This window comes from Streptomyces sp. DG1A-41, assembly GCF_037055355.1.
In the GTDB taxonomy this organism is placed as follows: Bacteria; Actinomycetota; Actinomycetes; order Streptomycetales; family Streptomycetaceae; genus Streptomyces.
The window spans coordinates 4,736,276-4,752,510 of record NZ_CP146350.1 but is presented as its reverse complement, the minus strand read 5'-3'; the positions used below and the strand labels follow the sequence as shown (position 1 = coordinate 4,752,510).

General features: G+C 74.0%; 12 protein-coding genes and 1 pseudogene. 9 read left to right on the top strand and 4 right to left on the bottom strand.

Annotation, left to right across the window (positions count from 1 at the left end):
• Nucleotides 1-28 precede the first annotated feature (28 nt).
• Entirely contained in the window at nt 29-409 is a 381-nt protein-coding gene (locus tag V8690_RS22175) for an ArsR family transcriptional regulator (RefSeq protein WP_338781410.1), read from the top strand.
• A 132-nt stretch (nt 410-541) separates the two neighbouring features.
• A complete protein-coding gene (locus V8690_RS22170) occupies nt 542-1,453 on the top strand; it encodes a hypothetical protein (protein ID WP_338781408.1) in 912 nt (303 codons plus the stop codon).
• Between the two features lie 12 nt (nt 1,454-1,465).
• Here V8690_RS22170 and V8690_RS22165 read toward each other — a convergent pair whose 3' ends face one another.
• On the bottom strand, nt 1,466-5,305 hold the full coding sequence (locus V8690_RS22165; RefSeq protein ID WP_338781406.1) for a WD40 repeat domain-containing protein: 3,840 nt from the start codon (nt 5,303-5,305) through the stop codon (nt 1,466-1,468).
• Between the two features lie 356 nt (nt 5,306-5,661).
• Between V8690_RS22165 and V8690_RS22160 the strand changes: the two genes are divergently transcribed.
• Genes V8690_RS22160 through V8690_RS22150 form a run of 3 tightly spaced genes read left to right on the top strand, consistent with a single transcriptional unit; the run spans nt 5,662 to nt 8,392 of the window.
• Entirely contained in the window at nt 5,662-6,504 is an 843-nt protein-coding gene (locus tag V8690_RS22160) for a glycoside hydrolase family 16 protein (RefSeq protein ID WP_338781404.1), read from the top strand.
• Between the two features lie 5 nt (nt 6,505-6,509).
• Nucleotides 6,510-6,962: a hypothetical protein gene (locus tag V8690_RS22155; protein WP_338781402.1), complete on the top strand. Its 453-nt coding sequence runs from the start codon at nt 6,510-6,512 to the stop codon at nt 6,960-6,962.
• The gene (locus tag V8690_RS22150; RefSeq protein WP_338781401.1) at nt 6,959-8,392 is read left to right on the top strand and encodes a hypothetical protein; all 1,434 of its coding nucleotides are present in this window, start codon (nt 6,959-6,961) and stop codon (nt 8,390-8,392) included. Before V8690_RS22155 ends, V8690_RS22150 begins: the two co-directional genes overlap by 4 nt.
• Before the next feature lie 30 nt (nt 8,393-8,422).
• Here V8690_RS22150 and V8690_RS22145 read toward each other — a convergent pair whose 3' ends face one another.
• Nucleotides 8,423-10,804 (bottom strand): FtsX-like permease family protein, encoded by a 2,382-nt coding sequence (locus V8690_RS22145; RefSeq protein ID WP_338781399.1) that lies wholly within the window; start codon nt 10,802-10,804, stop codon nt 8,423-8,425.
• Nucleotides 10,801-11,574 carry an ABC transporter ATP-binding protein gene (locus V8690_RS22140; protein ID WP_338781398.1) on the bottom strand — a complete coding sequence of 258 codons (774 nt, stop codon included), beginning with the start codon at nt 11,572-11,574 and terminating at the stop codon, nt 10,801-10,803. Before V8690_RS22140 ends, V8690_RS22145 begins: the two co-directional genes overlap by 4 nt.
• 156 nt (nt 11,575-11,730) lie before the next feature.
• On the opposite strand from V8690_RS22140, the gene V8690_RS22135 reads away from it, so the two are divergent.
• Together V8690_RS22135 and V8690_RS22130 are read left to right on the top strand one after the other, a co-directional pair.
• Entirely contained in the window at nt 11,731-12,885 is a 1,155-nt protein-coding gene (locus tag V8690_RS22135) for a histidine kinase (protein ID WP_338785422.1), read from the top strand.
• Nucleotides 12,886-12,898: 13 nt separating this feature from the next.
• A complete protein-coding gene (locus V8690_RS22130) occupies nt 12,899-13,558 on the top strand; it encodes a response regulator transcription factor (protein WP_338781396.1) in 660 nt (219 codons plus the stop codon).
• On the opposite strand, the pseudogene V8690_RS22125 reads toward V8690_RS22130, so the two are convergent.
• Nucleotides 13,543-13,955, bottom strand: a pseudogene (locus tag V8690_RS22125) (ABA4-like family protein). The gene V8690_RS22130 and the pseudogene V8690_RS22125 overlap by 16 nt on opposite strands.
• A gap of 129 nt (nt 13,956-14,084) precedes the next feature.
• Here V8690_RS22125 and V8690_RS22120 point away from each other — a divergent pair.
• Nucleotides 14,085-15,056, top strand: coding sequence for an ABC transporter ATP-binding protein (locus V8690_RS22120; protein WP_338781394.1), 972 nt, complete (start codon nt 14,085-14,087; stop codon nt 15,054-15,056).
• Complete coding sequence (locus tag V8690_RS22115; protein ID WP_338781392.1) at nt 15,053-15,904, top strand: ABC transporter permease; 852 nt, start codon at nt 15,053-15,055, stop codon at nt 15,902-15,904. Before V8690_RS22120 ends, V8690_RS22115 begins: the two co-directional genes overlap by 4 nt.
• The last annotated feature ends 331 nt before the right edge of the window (nt 15,905-16,235 follow it).

Below are 16,235 nucleotides of genomic sequence, written 5' to 3'. Positions count from 1 at the left end.
AGAGGATTCGGGTTACTGGGAGCTGTATGTGTCTGCGACGACCCGGGGAGTACCGGCCATCAGGGTGTTGCCGGAGCCGGAAGGGCTGCCGGAACCGCTGCCCGAGCCCGCGGTCGAGGAGCTGCGCCTGGAGACGGTGCTGGGCGCGCTGAGCGACCCGCTGCGCCTGACGATCGTGCGCAAGCTCCTCCTGGAGTCGGAGGCGTTCGACCACTCCTGCGGCTGGTTCGGCCTCGACCGCCCCAAGTCCTCCCTCACCCACCACTTCAAGGCACTGCGCGAGGCCGGTGTCACGCGCCAGCGCCAGTACGGCCTGGAGCGCCGCAGCCACGTCCGGGTGGCCGATCTCAACGCCCGCTTTCCCGGCCTGTTGGATCTGGTGGCGGCGTGGGCCCCGGACACACGCTGAGCCGACGCGATACCACCACCGACGACCGCCCGGACGCGTTGTTCGGGCGGCGGACCGGGTGGCCGAACAATCCGTGCCGCGGCTGAACTGGGCTCGCCGGGAGAGTCCGCAGCACGAAAGAGGGGTCATCGGATGGGCAGGAGCAGGGGCGTCGCGGTCGTGGTCGCGGGGCTGGTGCTGGCCGTCGGGGGGTGCGGGGAGGGCGGGACGGACGAGAAGGTCGCCAAGACGCCGGGCGAGCCGAAGCCGACCCGGTCGCCGTCATCGTCGTCGCCGCCGGCAGAACTCGTGGAGTGGGCCGGCGACATGTGCGAGTCGACGGTCGCGCTCGAGAACCTGCGGAAGGAGAGCGCCGCGGATCTGAGGGAGATCCGGAACTCGGACGACAAAACCGGGATGCTCGCCCACGCCCGCGCCCTCAGTTACCTCGCCACGACACCGGCGGACGTGGAGACCGTGGCCGGCGACCTGGAGGCCCTCGGTCCGTCGGGCGTTCCCGCGGCCGACCGGCTGCGCGACGCCCTGCGGAAGAAGGTGAGGGGTGTCGCGAACGAGCTCGAAGCCCAGTCACCGGCGGTGGGCCTCGAGTACGCCGAGAGCACTGTCGCGGACGCCGACAAGCGGGTCCAGTCCCTCACCCCGCCCGAGCCGGACCTGCCCGCGCTGGCCAAGAAGGTCCCGCGGCTCGCGGCGGCGTACGAGCAGGCCGAGCAGTGCGCGCCCGGCTGGAAGCCCGACGGGTCGTCCGGGGAGGGGGACTCGGCCGCGCCCGGCCGCCCGCTGCCGAAGGCGGCGGACGGCAAGAACTACGCGGCCTGCTCGGACGGTGCGTGCGAGGTCCTGGTGACCTCCACGGCGGACATCACGGCGAAGGGCACGAAGGTGCACGTCATCGTGGCGGACGACTCCATCACCTTCCAGTCGGGGGGCGGCGTGATGCAGTTCGGCGGCGGGGGCGGTGAGGCCGGGTTCGGCAACGGCCTGAAGGCGACCGTCGTCGCCCACGACAAGGACGGTGCCGTGCTGAAGTTCTCCCGCTCGTAAACACCGCCACCGCTACTGGTTTTCGCAGACCTCCCTGTAGGGGAGTTGCGGCAGATGCTCCTCCCAGTCGGCCCGCGTCAGGACCCCGCCGGTGTGGTCGCAGACGTACCGCGCCGCGCGGCGCTCGTCCAGCGTCCACACCCGGGCCGTCAGGTCGTAGCCGGCGGAGGCGAGGGCGTCGCCGCGCGGGCTGAACGCGACGGTGGTGACGGTGTCGAGGTGGCCGGTGAGTTCCTGGCCGGCCGGCTCGGCGCGGGCCGGGTCGGAGACGTTCCACAGGCGGGCCGTGTGGTCGCCGCTGCCGGTAGCCAGCGTCTTGCCGTCCGGGGCGAAGGACAGGGCCCGGACCGCCGCGCGGTGTCCGGTGAGCTCCTCGCCCAACGGGCGGGCGCGGTCGTGTCGTTCGGCGTCCTGTACGTCCCACAGGCGCACCGTACGGTCGTCGCTGCCCGTCGCCAGTGTCCTTCCGTCCGGGGAGAAGGCCACCGCTTCGACCGACTCGTCGTGCCCGGTGAGGGCGGGGCCCGCGGGCCGGGCCCGCGTGCCGTCGCCGTCCACGTGCCACAGGCGGGCCGTGGCGTCCTCGGCGCCGCTGGCCAGGAGGCGGCCGCCCCGGGCGAAGGCCACGGAGGTGACGGCGTCCGTGTGGCCGCGCAGCGGAGCGCCGAGCGGCCGTGTGCGGTCCGGTCGCCGTACGTCCCACAGCCGTACCGTGTCGTCCGCGCCGCCGGTGGCCAGGGTACGGCCGTCCGGCGCGAACGCGACGGCGTTCACTCCCCCGTCGTGGGCGCGCAGGGGTGCTCCGAGAGGGGCGGGGCGATCGGGCGTGGAGACGTCCCACAGGCGTACGGTGCCGTCCCCGGAGCCGCTGACCGCCGTACGGCCGTCCGGCGCGAACGCGACGGCCAGCACCCGGTCTTCATGCGTGAGCGGCCGCGGCAGCCGGCGGGGGCGGTCCGGGCGGCGTACGTCCCACAGGCGGACCAGCCCGTCGTCGGTGCTGGCGGCGGCGAGCAGGCGGCCGTCGGAGCTGAAGGCGACGGCGGTCACCGGGTTGGTGAAGTCGGTGAGGACGGTCGGCGGCCGGTGCCAGAGCAGGACGCCGCCGTCGGCGCCGGTGCTGGCGAGGGTACGGCCGTCGGGGCTGAAGGCGATTTCCCACACGGGCTCCGTGTGCCCGGTCAGCGGCTCCCCGAGCCGCTGCGGATAGGCGGGGTTGGCCACGTTCCACAGCAGGGGCGCGTCGTCCTCGCCCGCGCTCGCCAGGGTCTCCCCGTCGGGGCTGAACGCGACCGACAGGACGGGCGCGGTGTGCCCGGTGAGCGGTTCGCCCAGGGACGTCAGCCGGCCCGCGTCGGACGCGTCCCACAGCCGTACGGTCTCGTCGAACCCGGCGGTGGCCAGCGTGCGGCCGTCGGGCGAGAAGGCCAGGGTCCAGACCGGGGCGGTGTGGGCGCGCAGGGGCTTGCCCAGCGGTGCGATCCCGTCGTTCCCGCCGTACCGCCACATCCGGACGGTGCCGTCGTAGCCCGCCGTCGCCAGGGTGTTCCCGTCCGGGGCGAAGGCGACCGCGCGGACGCTGCGGTCCTCGGAGTCGTCGGCCGCTGCGGGCTTGCCGAGGGGCGTGGGACGGGCCGGGTCGGTCAGGTCCCACAGGCGTACGGTGCCGTCGTCGCCGGCCGTGGCCAGCGTGCGGCCGTCGGGGGCGAAGGCGACGGAGACGATGTTCTCCTCGTCGTGGCTGACCAGCGGGCGGCCGAGGGTGCGGGGGTTTTCGCGGTCGCGCACGTCCCACAGGCGGATGACGCCGCCGTCGCCGGTGGCCGCCAGCAGGTCGCGGCCCGCCGGTGCGAAGGCGACCGCGCCGACCCGGTCCGTCCCCGGCCGCAGCGGTTCGCCCAGGGCCCTGCCGCCGGTGTCCCACAGCCGGACCGTGCCGTCGTGGCCGCCGCCGGCCAGGGTGCGGCCGTCCGGCGCGTACGCCACGGAGCTGCCGACCCCCTCGTGCCCGGGCAGCCGCGTGGCCAGGACCCGGCCCGCGTCCGAGGCCAGCCGGGTCCGCAGGTCCGGGGTGGAGCGCATACCGTGCGCGGCCACGTCGAGCCGGGCGGCCAGCCCGGCGTGGGTGTCGCGGACCCGGTCGGCCTCGGCGGTGAGCCCGCCGAACACGGCGTCGTCCCGTTCGGCCTGCGCGCTCTCGCGGGCCTGGAGGGCGACGACCGCGGTGCCGGTGGCGAGCAGGGCGAGGGCGGCGAGCACGGCCACGACCGTGCGGCGCAGGAGCGCGGCGCGGTGCCGGCGGCGGAGCGATGCGGTGAGGAAGCGCCGCTCCAGGGGCGTGAGTTCGTCACTGCCGGTGTCGTGCGGGAAGGCGTCGCGGGCGGCGGACAGCCGGGAGCCGGCGTAGAGCGCGGCGTTCTCCTGCCCGAGGTCCTGCCAGGTGCGGGCCGCCTCGGAGAGGGCGCGGTGGACGCGCAGCCGGTCGCGTTCGGCGTCGATCCAGGCGCGCAGGCGGGGCCAGGCGGTGATGAGCGCCTCGTGGGCGAGGTCGGCGGTGCCGTCGTCGAAGGTGATGAGGCGGGCCCGGGCCAGGCGTTCCAGGACCACCCGGGTGTCGGCGGCGTTGCCGAAGTCGAGTTCCGCGTGGTCGGTGGGGCGGCGTGTGTCGGCGGTCCCTCCCCCAAGCTCTCGGCTTCGCTCGAGCAGGGGGGACCCCCATCCGGGCGCGACCAGGCGCAGCAGGATGCGGCGGGCCAACTCCGCCTGCAGTGCGGTCAGTTCGCCGTACACCTGCTCGGCCGTCCGGACGACGGCGCCGTGCAGTCCGCCGGCCGCCTCGTACGCGGCCTCGGTCAGGACCCGGCCGCTGCGGTGGCGCCAGGTCTCCAGCAGGGCGTGCGACATCAGCGGCAGTCCGCCGGGGGCGCCCTCGACCTCGTCCAGGAGACGGTCGGTCAGGGCGCGTTCGACGATCAGGCCGGCCGCCGTGGCCGGCCGGACGATGGCCTCCCGCAGTTCCGCCCGGCTCATCGGCCCGGCGAGCAGCGTGGCATCCTGCAACGCGGCGGTGAGCCCTGGGTGTTCGGCGCACCGGCCGAGGAAGTCGGCCCGCACCGCGATGACGACGCGCAGCCTGCTGTCGGCCGCGGTGGCGGCGACGAGCCGGTCGATGAAGGTGTCGCGGTCGGCCGGGTCGGCGCCGAGGGTGTACAGCTCCTCGAACTGGTCGACGATCAGCCAGGTGTCGGCGTCGGTGTCCGGTACCGGCTCCAGCCGCTCGGCGTGCGTGCGCAGCGGGTCCGCGCCGGGAGTGAGGATCCGTACGGCCGCGGGCGGCACGTCCTCGCCGTCGGCCGCCCGCAGCCGGGGGATCAGGCCCGCCCGCAGCAGCGACGACTTGCCGCTGCCGGAGGGGCCGAAGACGGCGGTGAAACGGTGCTTGCGGTTCAGCTCGGTGAGCCGCTCCACGAGCTGGTCGCGGCCGAAGAACAGTCCGGCGTCGCCCGGTTCGAACCGGGTCAGGCCGCGGTAGGGCGGCCGCGCGGTGTCCTCGGCGGCGGTCTCGGCGGCCAGTTCGTCCGACGCTTCGCGCCAGCGCCGCTCCCACTCGGCGAGATCGCCGCCGCACGCCTTGACGTAGGCGAGCGTCACCGCCCGGGTGGGCAGCTGCTTGCCCGCCGCCGCCTGCGACAGGGTGGTCACGCCGTACCCCGCCCGCCGGGCCATCTCCCGGTACGTTGGCCTGTCCGCGGCCTCGCGCAGCGCACGCAGCCCGGCGGCGAACCGCTGCACCGGCCCGGCGTCCGGATCCAGCTCGCCCTCGGCGCGCCCCGGCCCTGATTGTCCCGGCACGTACCCGCCCCCCTCACCTCGCACGCCCTCCCCCGACCATCGGCCGAATCGGCCGCCACGACACGGGCGTTCACTCGATCCTCACGGTTCCTCCAGGCCACACGGTCCGGTTCACGCCCCGGGGTTGTTCGGTGCTGGTGAGGGGCCAGCCGAACAACCGCGCAGGGCGGTCGAATGGCCGAAGGACGTGGCCGGGACGGCCATGGGCGGCGGTCCGAACCCTGCGAGGGGAGGGTTCGGGCCGCCCCGCGTCCGAGGCCTCGGACCACCCCGCGTCCGAGGGCTCGGACCACCCCACATTCGAGGATTCGGACCGCCCGCGTCCGCACACACCCGCGACAGGCTGGAGGAGAGCCATGTACCGACGACATCGCACCCGGCACCTCGCCCTGGGGCTGGGCGCGGCGGCACTCACGATGCCGCTCACGGCGACGACGGCACCACCCCGCTCCGCGCCAACCGCGGCGGAGCGGTACGGCTGGGGCGACCCGCTCCCCGCGTGGTCGGACGAGTTCGGCTACGGCTCCGAGACCGGCCCCGCCGTACCGGACCGCGCCAAGTGGCGCCTGGCCGGCGGCGGCCCCGGCAAGTGCTGGCCCGGCCACAGCGACAACGGCCGCCGCTGCGACGCCAACACCCGCGTCGTCGGAGGGGTCCTGCGCATGACCGGCGAGGCGGACGGCGACAGCGGCTGGCTCGCCTCGCAGTACGGCCAGAAGTACGGCAGATGGGAGGCCCGTGTGCGCTCCCGGGCCACCGCCCCCGACAACGGCCGGGCGTACCACCCGCTGCTCATCCTGTGGCCGGACTCGATCAAGCACCCCGAGGACGGCGAGTACGACTACCTCGAGAACGGCGCCCCCGGCGAGAAGTGCGCCGAGGCGTTCCTGCACTACCCGCACCCGCAGGACGTGCCCGTCCAGCAGGAGCACGCCCGCAAGTGCGGCGTGGACCTGTCGCAGTGGCACAACGTGGCCGTCGAGTGGACCCCGGACCACCTGCGCGGCTTCATCGACGGCGAGGAGTGGTTCCGCTTCTCCGGCGGGGCGAACGCGGACCGCGGCTGCATCCAGTGCGCCCCGTCGATGCACCAGACCATCCAGCTCGACAACTTCCACGGGGACGGCCTCCAGAGCGCCGTCTACGAAGTGGACTGGGCGCGGGTCTACGACCTGCCGGACGACGAGAGCGTGAGGTGACCGCGATGCCGGACTCCACGACGACGCGCATGCCGAAATCCCTGATCTTCGTCCTCGTCCTGGCCGGCGGACACGCGCTCGGCAACGTCTTCGGCGGCTGGGCGGTCATCGACGAGAACCAGAGCAAGCTGGACCACGGGCAGGACCTGCTGATGCCGATGGCCGTGGCCTGGTTCCTGGCGCTGTTCTGCTGGGGCCTGGCGGCACTCCAGGTCGCCTGCGTCGTCCTGGCGCGGGGCCGCCGCCTCTGGGTCCGTGTGGTGCTCATCGTGTGCCTGTCCTTCGCGGCCCTGGGGATGGTTTTCGCCTCCCTGGGCTCGCTGGTCGCCGGGGCACCCAGCCCCCCGGCGTTCCTGGTCGCGTTCGCGGACCTGGCGGCCCTGTGGACGGTGAGCGGCGAGACGGGCCGCCGGTACTTCTCGGTACGCGCCCCGGCTTCGGGGGTGACCACGACATGACCCTCCCCGCGTACGACCCACCGCGGCCCCCGATCCCCGCCGAGCCGCCCCGGCCCCCGGCCCCCGCCGACCCGTTGGCCGTCGCCCTCGGCAACGCCACGCTGCTCGGCATCGGCCATCTGCTGCTGCGCCGGTGGCGACTGGCCGCGATCGCCGTGCTCGGCACGGCCGTGCTCCTCGACCTCACCGCCTCCACCGCCGGGACCTGGTACGAGATCCTGCTGCTCCTGTGGTGGGCGGCCGGCATCGCCCACGGCTGGTTCCTGGCCCGTCGCCGCCCGGCGCAGGCCGTACGACGCGGGCAGCGCGCGGGCACGCTCGCCCTCGCGCTCGCGGTGTTGCTGACCGCCGTACTGCTCCGTGTCGACGCGTACGGCATCGAGAACCGCGTGACCGAGGCCCGCGAGGGCGGTGACTGCGAGGCGGCCGTGGCCGCGCAGGGCGAGGTGGGGTGGGGCCACCGCCTGGCGGGCGCGCCGGTGGTGGAACCCGGCGACGCGGTGGTGGCGGCGTGCCGCCGGCTGGACGGGGCGGCGGCCACCCTGGCCCGCGCCGCCCGCCGAGGCAGCACCGAGGACCTGGGGCGGGGCTTCGGCACGCTCGCCGACGTCCTCAACGAGCCCGGCAACGAGCAGACCGTCAGGACGGTCCTGGGCACCTTCCTCGACGGCCTGCCCACCGACGACTCCTGTGACACGGCCGCCCTCACCGCCTGGCTCCGCGACCGCGGCCCCAGCCACGACGTCCTGGACCGCTCCGCCGGTACGGCGGCCCGTACGGAACCCGCCGCCCTGGTGGGCTGCGGCGACCACCTGATGACCGAGGACGCCTGGCAGCAGGCGCGCACCCACTACCAGCGACTCCTCGACACCTACCCGGACGACGCCCGCGCGGACGAGGCCCGCGACGGCGTGCGCGAAGCCACCCTCGCCATCGAACTCGACCACGTGCGCGGCCTGGTCGACAACACCTACGGCGCCGATTCCGGCTACTGCTCCAAGCCCGCCAAGTACAGCGGAGCCCCGCCGTACCGCAAGGGCACCAACCGCGCCCTGTTCCTCGGCGACTCCGAGTACACCGACCAGCTCCCCGGCTCCTGGCGCACCGGCGACCCGGCCAAGGCCGCGCTCGTGGTCTGCGCGGACGCGGCGGAGAACGGATCCGCCGTGGAGACCTGTGCCTACGAGAACGACAAGTCGAAGTACCTGCCCCACCAAGTGACCTTCTACAAGGTCAAGATCCCCCTGAAGGTCTACGAGCTGCGCACCGGCAAGCGCCTCGACCCGCGCTCGGTCCAGATCGGCGGCGGAAGCTGCCCGAGCGTCCTGCGCTACGAGTACTACATGCATGACTTCGGACCGGGCGACCAGTTCGTCTCGACGTCCAAGTCGGGCGTACGGAACGCCTTCCGCCCGGTCGTCGTACGGTGACCGTCCGTTCTCCCGGCCCGGTCCGTCCGGTCACGCCCGCCGCATCCGCCGCAGGGCGGCCCGGGCCGGGAGGACGGTGGCCGCCGTGGCGAGCAGCAGACAGCCGGCCACCACGCCGGCGACCCATGGCCAGGCCACCGACAGCTCGACCGGCAGTCCCAGTTCCCGGCGCAGCCCCCAGGCCGTGCCGAACAGGGCGGGAGCCGCCACCGCCAGCCCCAGGACGGCGCCCAGCGTGACGACGCAGCACGTCTCGGCCGCGAGCGCCAGCAGCACCTGGCGCGGTGTCGCACCGGACAGGCGCAGGACGCGGAGGTCCCGCACCCGGCCCGCGGTCGCCGTCAGCACCGTGGAGGCGACGGCGATCATGGTGTAGCCCGCCGTGATGGCGACCAGGATCAGGGTGAACAGCCACACCAGCCGGTCCTCCTCGGCATCGTCCGAGGCCGCGTGGACCGCCACCGGGACCTCCTCCGCGCCGAGTCCCGAGAGAGACGGCGTGGGTGCGGCGGTGGTGCGGTACACGACGTCCGCGAGGGCCGACGGGTCGTGGGCGCGTACCAGCTCACGCGGCAGGAACACCTGGTACGGCATCGAGTCGTCCAGCACGGCGGCCACGCGCAGCTGCCTGGTGCGGCCGTCCTCGAAGGTGAGGGTGGCGGTACGCCCCGCCCGCCACCCGTGCGCGGCGGCCACGGCGGCAGTGACGACGACGGTGTTCGAGCGGGGTGCCCGCGCCCGGTACGTCTGCTCGAACCCGGGCGTCACCCCGGCCGCCGACAGGGCCGCCCTGCCCTCGCCGCCGTAGACCGTCGTCGACAGCAGCGCCGTGCCCCCGACCCGGTCGACCGCGGCGTCCGACAGGCCCGGTGTGCCCCTGGGCACGACGGCCGCCTCGGCCCGTACGGCCGCGGCCTGCCGGGTGGTGTCGGCGCTCTGGGTGGTCTGCACGGCGCTGGTGATCAGCACGGCGAAGGCGACGGTCGCCAGCACCGGGGCGGTCGTGGCGCAGGTGCGGCGCACCGAGGTGAGCATGTTCTCGCGCACGAGCACGGCCGTGGCACCGCAGCGCCGGGCGAGCGGCCGGGTCAGCGCCCCGATCACGGGTCGGGTCAACACCGGCAGGAGGAGGGTGAGTCCGGCGGTCAGGCCCATGGCCGCGCCCAGGACCAGCAGCACCAGGGCGTCGGCCCCCGCGAAGGCCGTACCCGCCGAGCAGGCCGCGCCCAGGCCCGTCGCCACCAGTCCCGTGACGCACCGGCGGCGGGTCATCGGCCGGCTGTCCACCGCGGCCTCCCGCAGCGCCTCCAGCGGCTTCACCCGGGAGGCCCGACGTGCCGCGGCACCCGCTCCGGCCAGTGCCACGGCCACGCCCAGGACCCAGGCGGCGGCCGGTACCCACCACCGGATGCCCACCTCGAAGCCGGCCGGCTGGAAGCCCGCGTCGATCAGCAACCCGGTCATCACGGGCGCCAGTGCCACTCCCGCGACCGCCCCCGCCCCGGCGCCGACGACGCCCACCGCCAGGGCCTCCCCGTACACCAGCCGCCGCACCTGCCGCGGTGTCGCGCCGATCGTGCGCAGCAGGCCGAACTCGCGGCGCCGCTGGGCGACGGCGAACGCGAACGTCGAGGACACGTTGAAGACGGTGACGAAGGCGGAGAGCAGCGCCATGGCGGTGAGCACCTGGCCGCCGATCCAGCGGGTCAACTCGTCCTGCTTCGGTGCGAGCGCGTCACGGGAGGCTCCGGTCAGGACGGTGCCGTCAGCGCCGACGGCGTTCCGGGCGGCGCCCGCGACCCGGACGGGGTCGGTGCCGGGATCCAGGACCAGCCCGATGGTCCGTACCCCGCCCGCCAGTTCGGCGGCCCGCCGGTCGGTGACGTAGTAGCCGGGGCCGTCGATCGTGCCGGACACCGAGAGGCGCTGCGGTCCGCGTGCCGTCAGCACCGTGAGGGGCTCGCCCGGCCGGTGCCCGAGGGAGTCGTCCACGACGATCTCGCCGTCCGCCGCCGGTGGTCTGCCCCCGCTCAGGCCGTACGCGGCGAGCGCCGCGGCCGACCAGGGGTGGCCTTGCCGCTCCCCCGTGCGCTGGTCGCTGCCGGGCGCCTGCGCGTAGAAGGACCGGTCGGCCACCGCCGCGGCCACTCCCGGCAGCCGTTCGAGCTCCCGCCGCAGTTCCTCGGCGCGCTCCGGCGCCCACGGCGGGTTCTCCGTGAACACCCCGGCGGCCGGCGCCCCCGCCGGGCTGCTCACCAGCACGGGCGCGCCCGCGAGCCGCTGCGGCACTCCCGTACCGTCCGACAGCAGCACCAGCGCGCTCATGGTGACGACCGCGACGCCCAACGCCACGGCCACGAAGGACCCCAGGAAGGAGGTCCACCGCTCTCTCGCCGTCGCCAGGCTGATCACGGCCGCACCTCCAGGGCGGCCGTCCGCGCCGCGATCGCCTCGGCGCCCTCGGCACCGGGCAGTTCGTCCGCGAGCCGGCCGTCGGCCAGCAGCAGCACCCGGCCCGCGTACGCCGCGGCGGCCGGGTCGTGCGTCACCATCACGACCGTCTGTCCCCGGCTGTCCACCAGGTCCCTCAGCAGCCGCAGCACGACCCGGGAGGCGCTGCTGTCCAGCGCGCCGGTCGGTTCGTCGGCGAAGAGGACGGCGGGCCGGGCGATCATCGCCCGGGCGATCGCGACGCGCTGCTGCTGGCCTCCGGACAGTTCGCTCGGCCGGTGTCCGTGACGGTCCGCGAGCCCGACCGCGGCGAGTGCCGCGTGCACCTCGTCCGGTGAGGGGCGTGACCCGGCCAGTCTCAGGGGCAGTTCGACGTTCTGCGCGGCGGTCAGTGCCGAGACCAGGTTGAACGCCTGGAAGACGAATCCGATCCGGTCCCGGCGCAGCACCGTGAGCGCGTTCTCGTCCAGCCCGCCCAGTTCCGTACCGCCGATCAGCACCTCGCCGGCGCTCGGCCGGTCGATGCCCGCCGCGCAGTGCAACAGGGTGGACTTGCCGGAGCCGGAGGGGCCCATGACGGCCGTCATCGTCCCGGCCGCGAAGTCCAGGGTGACGTCGTCGAGTGCCGTGACGGCGCGGTCGCCGGTGCCGTACTGCTTGGTCAACGACCGGAGCTGGACCGGGACAAGGGCCGAAGTGCCTTGCACCGTTGGGGTGTTCGTTGTGGTCATGCCTTCAAGGCAACGACGGGAGCACCGCCAGGCACATTGCCGCCCGGGCGAGAGCCGGAACTCCACCTGGCACTACTGCCTTCGTCCCCCGGCGCCGCTACGGTCGACCGCGTGACCACCCCTCGAACCGTCCTGGAGGCCCTCACCCGTAGCCCGTTGGGGTTCCTGCGCACCGTCTGGCCGTGGCGCGCCATGGGTTATCTCCTGTCCGGCGGGGTGTTCGCGACCGGTGTCTACCTCGGTGTGGCCGGGCTGTTCGCCGCGCCCATCGGCACGTTCGCCAGGGTGCTCTGCGCGGGGGCGCTGGTGGTCTTCGCCGTCGCCCTCGCCGGTCCCCTGGAACGCCGCCGGCTCGCTCTCGTCGACCGGGGCGGCGGTGGCGGTGGCGGTGGCGGTGCCGACCGGCAGCGGTCGCGGCACAGTCCCCGCACCGCCGGCTACGGCGCCGTGTCCGTCCTGGCGGTCGGTTGGATGGACCTCGCCGTGGTCCTGGTCTCGCTCGGCATCCCGGGCTTCCTCCTCCTGACGCCCTTCCAGCCCACCGCCCAGCCCTGGCAGACCGTGGCGGGCCCGGTCGCGGGCGCGCTGCTGCTGCCCGTGGCCGCGTATCCCATCGGGGCGTGGGCCGGCGCCCGGGCGGCGGTCGGGCGTTCCGTGCTCTTCCCGAAGGACCGCGAACTGCGCGAGGTCGTACGGTCCCGGGCCCGCCTCGTCGACGCCTTCGAGACGGAACGCCGCCGCATCGAACGCGACCTGCACGACGGCGCGCAGCAGCGGCTCGTCGCCCTCACCATGAAGCTGGGCCTGGCCACCCTCGACCTGCCGCCCGGCAGCGCGGCGGCGAAGCAGGTCGGCGAGGCCCACGCCCTCGCCAAGGAGGCGCTCACCGAGCTGCGCGAACTGATCCGGGGCATCCATCCGCAGATCCTGACGGAACGCGGACTGCCCGCCGCCGCACGGGACATCGCAGGGCGCTGCCCGATTCCCACCGACCTCGACCTCGACCTCCCGGGCCGGCTGCCGGCCGCCGTCGAGCAGACGGCGTACTACGTGACCGCCGAGGCCCTCACCAACATCGCCCGGCACAGCGGTGCCGACCGCTGCCGCGTCACCGCCCGCTGCCGCGACGGCGTGCTCCGCCTCGACATCGAGGACAACGGCTCCGGCGACGCCGACCCCGCTCGCGGCACGGGCCTCGTCGGCCTCGCCGACCGGATCGCCGCCGCCGACGGCAGAATGTTCCTGTCCAGCCCGCCGGGCGGACCCACCCTGCTGAGAGCGGAGATCCCGTGCGCCGGCCCGTCCTCCTGAGAGCGGAGACCTGATGCGGCAGTCCCTTCGCCTGGTGATCGCGGAAGACGCCGTCCTCCTGCGGGAAGGTCTCGTCCACCTGCTGGAGCGCTTCGGCCACCGGGTGCTCGCCGCCGTCGGCGACGGCCCGGCCCTGCTCGCCGCCGCCCGGGAACACCGCCCCGACCTGGTGATCACCGACGTCCGTATGCCACCGGGCCAGGCGGACGAGGGCCTGCGCACGGCCCGCCGGCTCCAGGCCGAGCAGCCCGGGCTGGCGGTTCTCGTGCTCAGCCAGTACGTCGAGCAGACCTTCGCCGACGAGCTGCTGGACGACCGCCGCAGCAGCGTCGGAACGGGCTACCTCCTGAAGGAACGCATCGGCGACGTCGAGGAGTTCGCCGACGCCGTCGCCCGCGTCGCCGCCGGGGCGACGGTCGTCGACCCCGAGGTCGTACGCCAGCTCCTCGCCCGCCGCCGCGACCCTTTGGACCGGCTCACACCCCGCGAGCGCGAGGTCCTCGCCCTCATGGCCGAGGGCCGCTCCAACGCGGCGATCGCCCGCCGCCTGGTCGTCACGGACGCGGCCGTCGCCAAGCACATCGCGAGCATCCTCCAGAAATTGGACCTGCCCCCGTCGGCCCCCGACGACCACCGCCGCGTCCTGGCGGTACTGGCCTATCTGCGCGCCTGACTCGGAACCGGTCCGCCGGTCGAAGGACTTGGCCCCGCCCGCCGCGCCCTCACCGCACGCAGCCCCAGGAACACCAGCAGCCCGAACGGCGACAGCAGGATCGTGAGAACCAGCAGCTGTCCCATCACCAGGGCGGAGATCTCCAGCCGCCGGCCCTCCCGGTACATCCACTGCCCGATCAGCAGATCCCAGGCGATGACCTGGGCCCGGACGGCACCGGCACCGTCCGGGAGGGCCGTCAGTTCGCGGAAGCCGTCGAGGTCCGGGCCGCTGACCGCGGTCCACAACTCGGGGAACCCCGGTACCGCGAACGCGAGATGCACGAGCAGCACCGGCAGCACGGTCAGCGGTGACCCGGCGATGCGAGCGGTCGGCCCCATGCCGGCGCGAAGATCATGAGCAGCCGGACGGGCGCGGCCAGGAGGAAAGAGCTGGCCGCGGAGCCCGCTCCGGTTCCGGACCCTTCGGTAATGTGTTCGCCCGGGGCGGCCCGACCGGCTGCTGCCAGACGAACGGGGGGACATCGATGACAACCGCTCACGCCTTACCCGAGGCCGGGAGCGGCCCGCCGCCGGAGAGCGACAGGGTTGTCGACGTCCGGGACCTGCGGATGCGCTACCGCAGCCAGGACGTCCTGAAGGGGGTCGGCTTCACGGCCCGGCGAGGCGAGGTCGTCGTGCTGCTCGGCCCGAACGGCGCGGGCAAGACGACCACGATCGAAGTCCTTGAGGGCTTCCGGATGCGCTCGGCCGGTGACGTGAGCGTCCTGGGCACCGATCCGGCTCGCGGGGACGAGCGGTGGCGTGCGCGCCTGGGCATCGTGTTGCAGTCCTGGCGCGACCACGGCAAGTGGCGGGTGCGGGAACTGCTGGCCCATCTCGGCTCGTACTACGCGCCGTACTCCACCGACCTCGTACGGCGGCCCTGGGACGCCGACGAGCTCATCGCCGCCGTGGGCCTGACCGAGCAGGCGGACAAACGGGTCGGAACCCTGTCCGGCGGCCAGCGCAGGCGTTTCGACGTGGCCGTCGGCATCGTGGGCCGGCCCGAACTGCTGTTCCTGGACGAGCCGACGGCGGGTCTGGACCCGGAGGCCAGGAACGAGTTCCACGGCCTGGTCCGCGGGCTCGCGGACGAGAACACCACCGTGCTGCTGACCACGCACGACCTCGCCGAGGCGGAGAAGCTCGCCGACCGGATCCTCATCCTGGCGGGCGGCCGGATCGTGGCCGACGGCCCGGCCGAGGAACTGTCCCGGCAGGCATCGGCCGAGGCCACCGTGCGCTGGACGCTCGACGGGCGGCCCTTCGAGGAGTCGACGGCCGAGCCCACCCGCTTCGTCCGCCGGCTGTTCGAGGAGCACGGCGACGCGGTCGGCGGGCTGGAGGTGCGCCGGGCGAGCCTGGAGGACACCTACCTGACGATGGTGCGGGAGCTGGAGGCGGGGAGCGTCCCCGACGAGCGGGCGGCACACGCCTTCGGGGAGGAATCGCGATGAGTCCGGTGTGGTACGCGGCGGGAGTAGGGGTGCGGCGCGGCTGGACGGAGCTCCGGCAGACCTTCACCACCGGCCAGGACGTGTTCGGTTACGTGCTCTGGACGGTCCTGCTCCTCGTGCCGCTGTTCCTGCTCAAGGACGATCCGCTGAAGGGCGCCGGCATCTCGACCGGCGCGTTCATGCTGCCGAGCATGCTGGGCATGACGCTCGCGTTCACCGGGATGATGACCACGGCGCAACTGCTCGCGACCGAGCGCGAGGACGGCACCCTGCTGCGGGCCAAGGCCGTGCCGCACGGCATGGTCGGCCACCTGGTCGGCAAGATCATCATGGTGTCGGGTACGGCTCTCGCCTCCATGGCCCTCCCCTTCGCCATCGGCGTGTTCCTGGTGGACGGGGTGGCCCGGCAGGGCGGCGGAGCGTTGCTGACGCTGGTGTGGGCGGTGCCGCTGGGTCTCCTGGCGACCCTGCCGATCGGCGCCGTCGTCGGCTCACTGGTCAGCAGTCCGCGCACCGTCGGGTTGCTGATGCTCCCGGTGATGGGCCTCGTCGTGATCTCCGGCATCTACTTCCCCCTGTCGGAGCTGCCCGACTGGCTGCAGGCCGTCGCGCAGATCTTCCCCGTCTACTGGCTCGGCCTCGGCCTGCGGGCCGCGTTGCTGCCGGCCGAAGCGGTCGCCGCCGAGATCGGCGAATCCTGGCGGCTCCTGGAGACAGCGGGCGTGCTGGGCGCCTGGGCGGTCGCCGGGCTGGTTTTCGCGCCGTCCGTCCTGCGCAGGATGGCCCGCCGCGAGTCCGGGGCCGCGATGGCGGAACGGCAGCGGAAGGCGATGCAGCGGGTCGGTTAGTGATGCGCCGGGGTTGGACAGAGATCTCTCCCGGAGGGTTCGCCACGCGCTCAGGGACGTAGTCCATGCGGCAAGCTTCCCACCCCAGGTCAAGCGAGACCCGTAGTCACCAGCACGGAGCGGTGTTGTCACATGGTCATCGACAGACGGCCGCTTGAGACTTGTCGGGCAGCCTCTCCAACAGCCAGGGCGAGAATCTATGAGATCCCGACGCAGCAGCAAGTGAAGCGCGTAGATTAAGGCTTGGTAACGCACCCGTGGTGGTGTACCCCGGTCGTCTAGCGTGACGGTCCACTTGCTGGAACACCAGGCGCACGGGGGAGCCGTGGAA

What these genes read in the sequence shown, in the direction of transcription:
- V8690_RS22170 (WP_338781408.1), top strand. Translation starts at nt 542, where the DNA reads ATGGGCAGGAGCAGGGGCGTCGCGGTCGTGGTCGCGGGGCTGGTGCTG.
- V8690_RS22160 (WP_338781404.1), top strand. Translation starts at nt 5,662, where the DNA reads ATGTACCGACGACATCGCACCCGGCACCTCGCCCTGGGGCTGGGCGCG.
- V8690_RS22155 (WP_338781402.1), top strand. Translation starts at nt 6,510, where the DNA reads ATGCCGGACTCCACGACGACGCGCATGCCGAAATCCCTGATCTTCGTC.
- V8690_RS22150 (WP_338781401.1), top strand. Translation starts at nt 6,959, where the DNA reads ATGACCCTCCCCGCGTACGACCCACCGCGGCCCCCGATCCCCGCCGAG.
- V8690_RS22140 (WP_338781398.1), bottom strand. Translation starts at nt 11,574, where the DNA reads ATGACCACAACGAACACCCCAACGGTGCAAGGCACTTCGGCCCTTGTC.
- V8690_RS22130 (WP_338781396.1), top strand. Translation starts at nt 12,899, where the DNA reads ATGCGGCAGTCCCTTCGCCTGGTGATCGCGGAAGACGCCGTCCTCCTG.
- V8690_RS22120 (WP_338781394.1), top strand. Translation starts at nt 14,085, where the DNA reads ATGACAACCGCTCACGCCTTACCCGAGGCCGGGAGCGGCCCGCCGCCG.
- V8690_RS22115 (WP_338781392.1), top strand. Translation starts at nt 15,053, where the DNA reads ATGAGTCCGGTGTGGTACGCGGCGGGAGTAGGGGTGCGGCGCGGCTGG.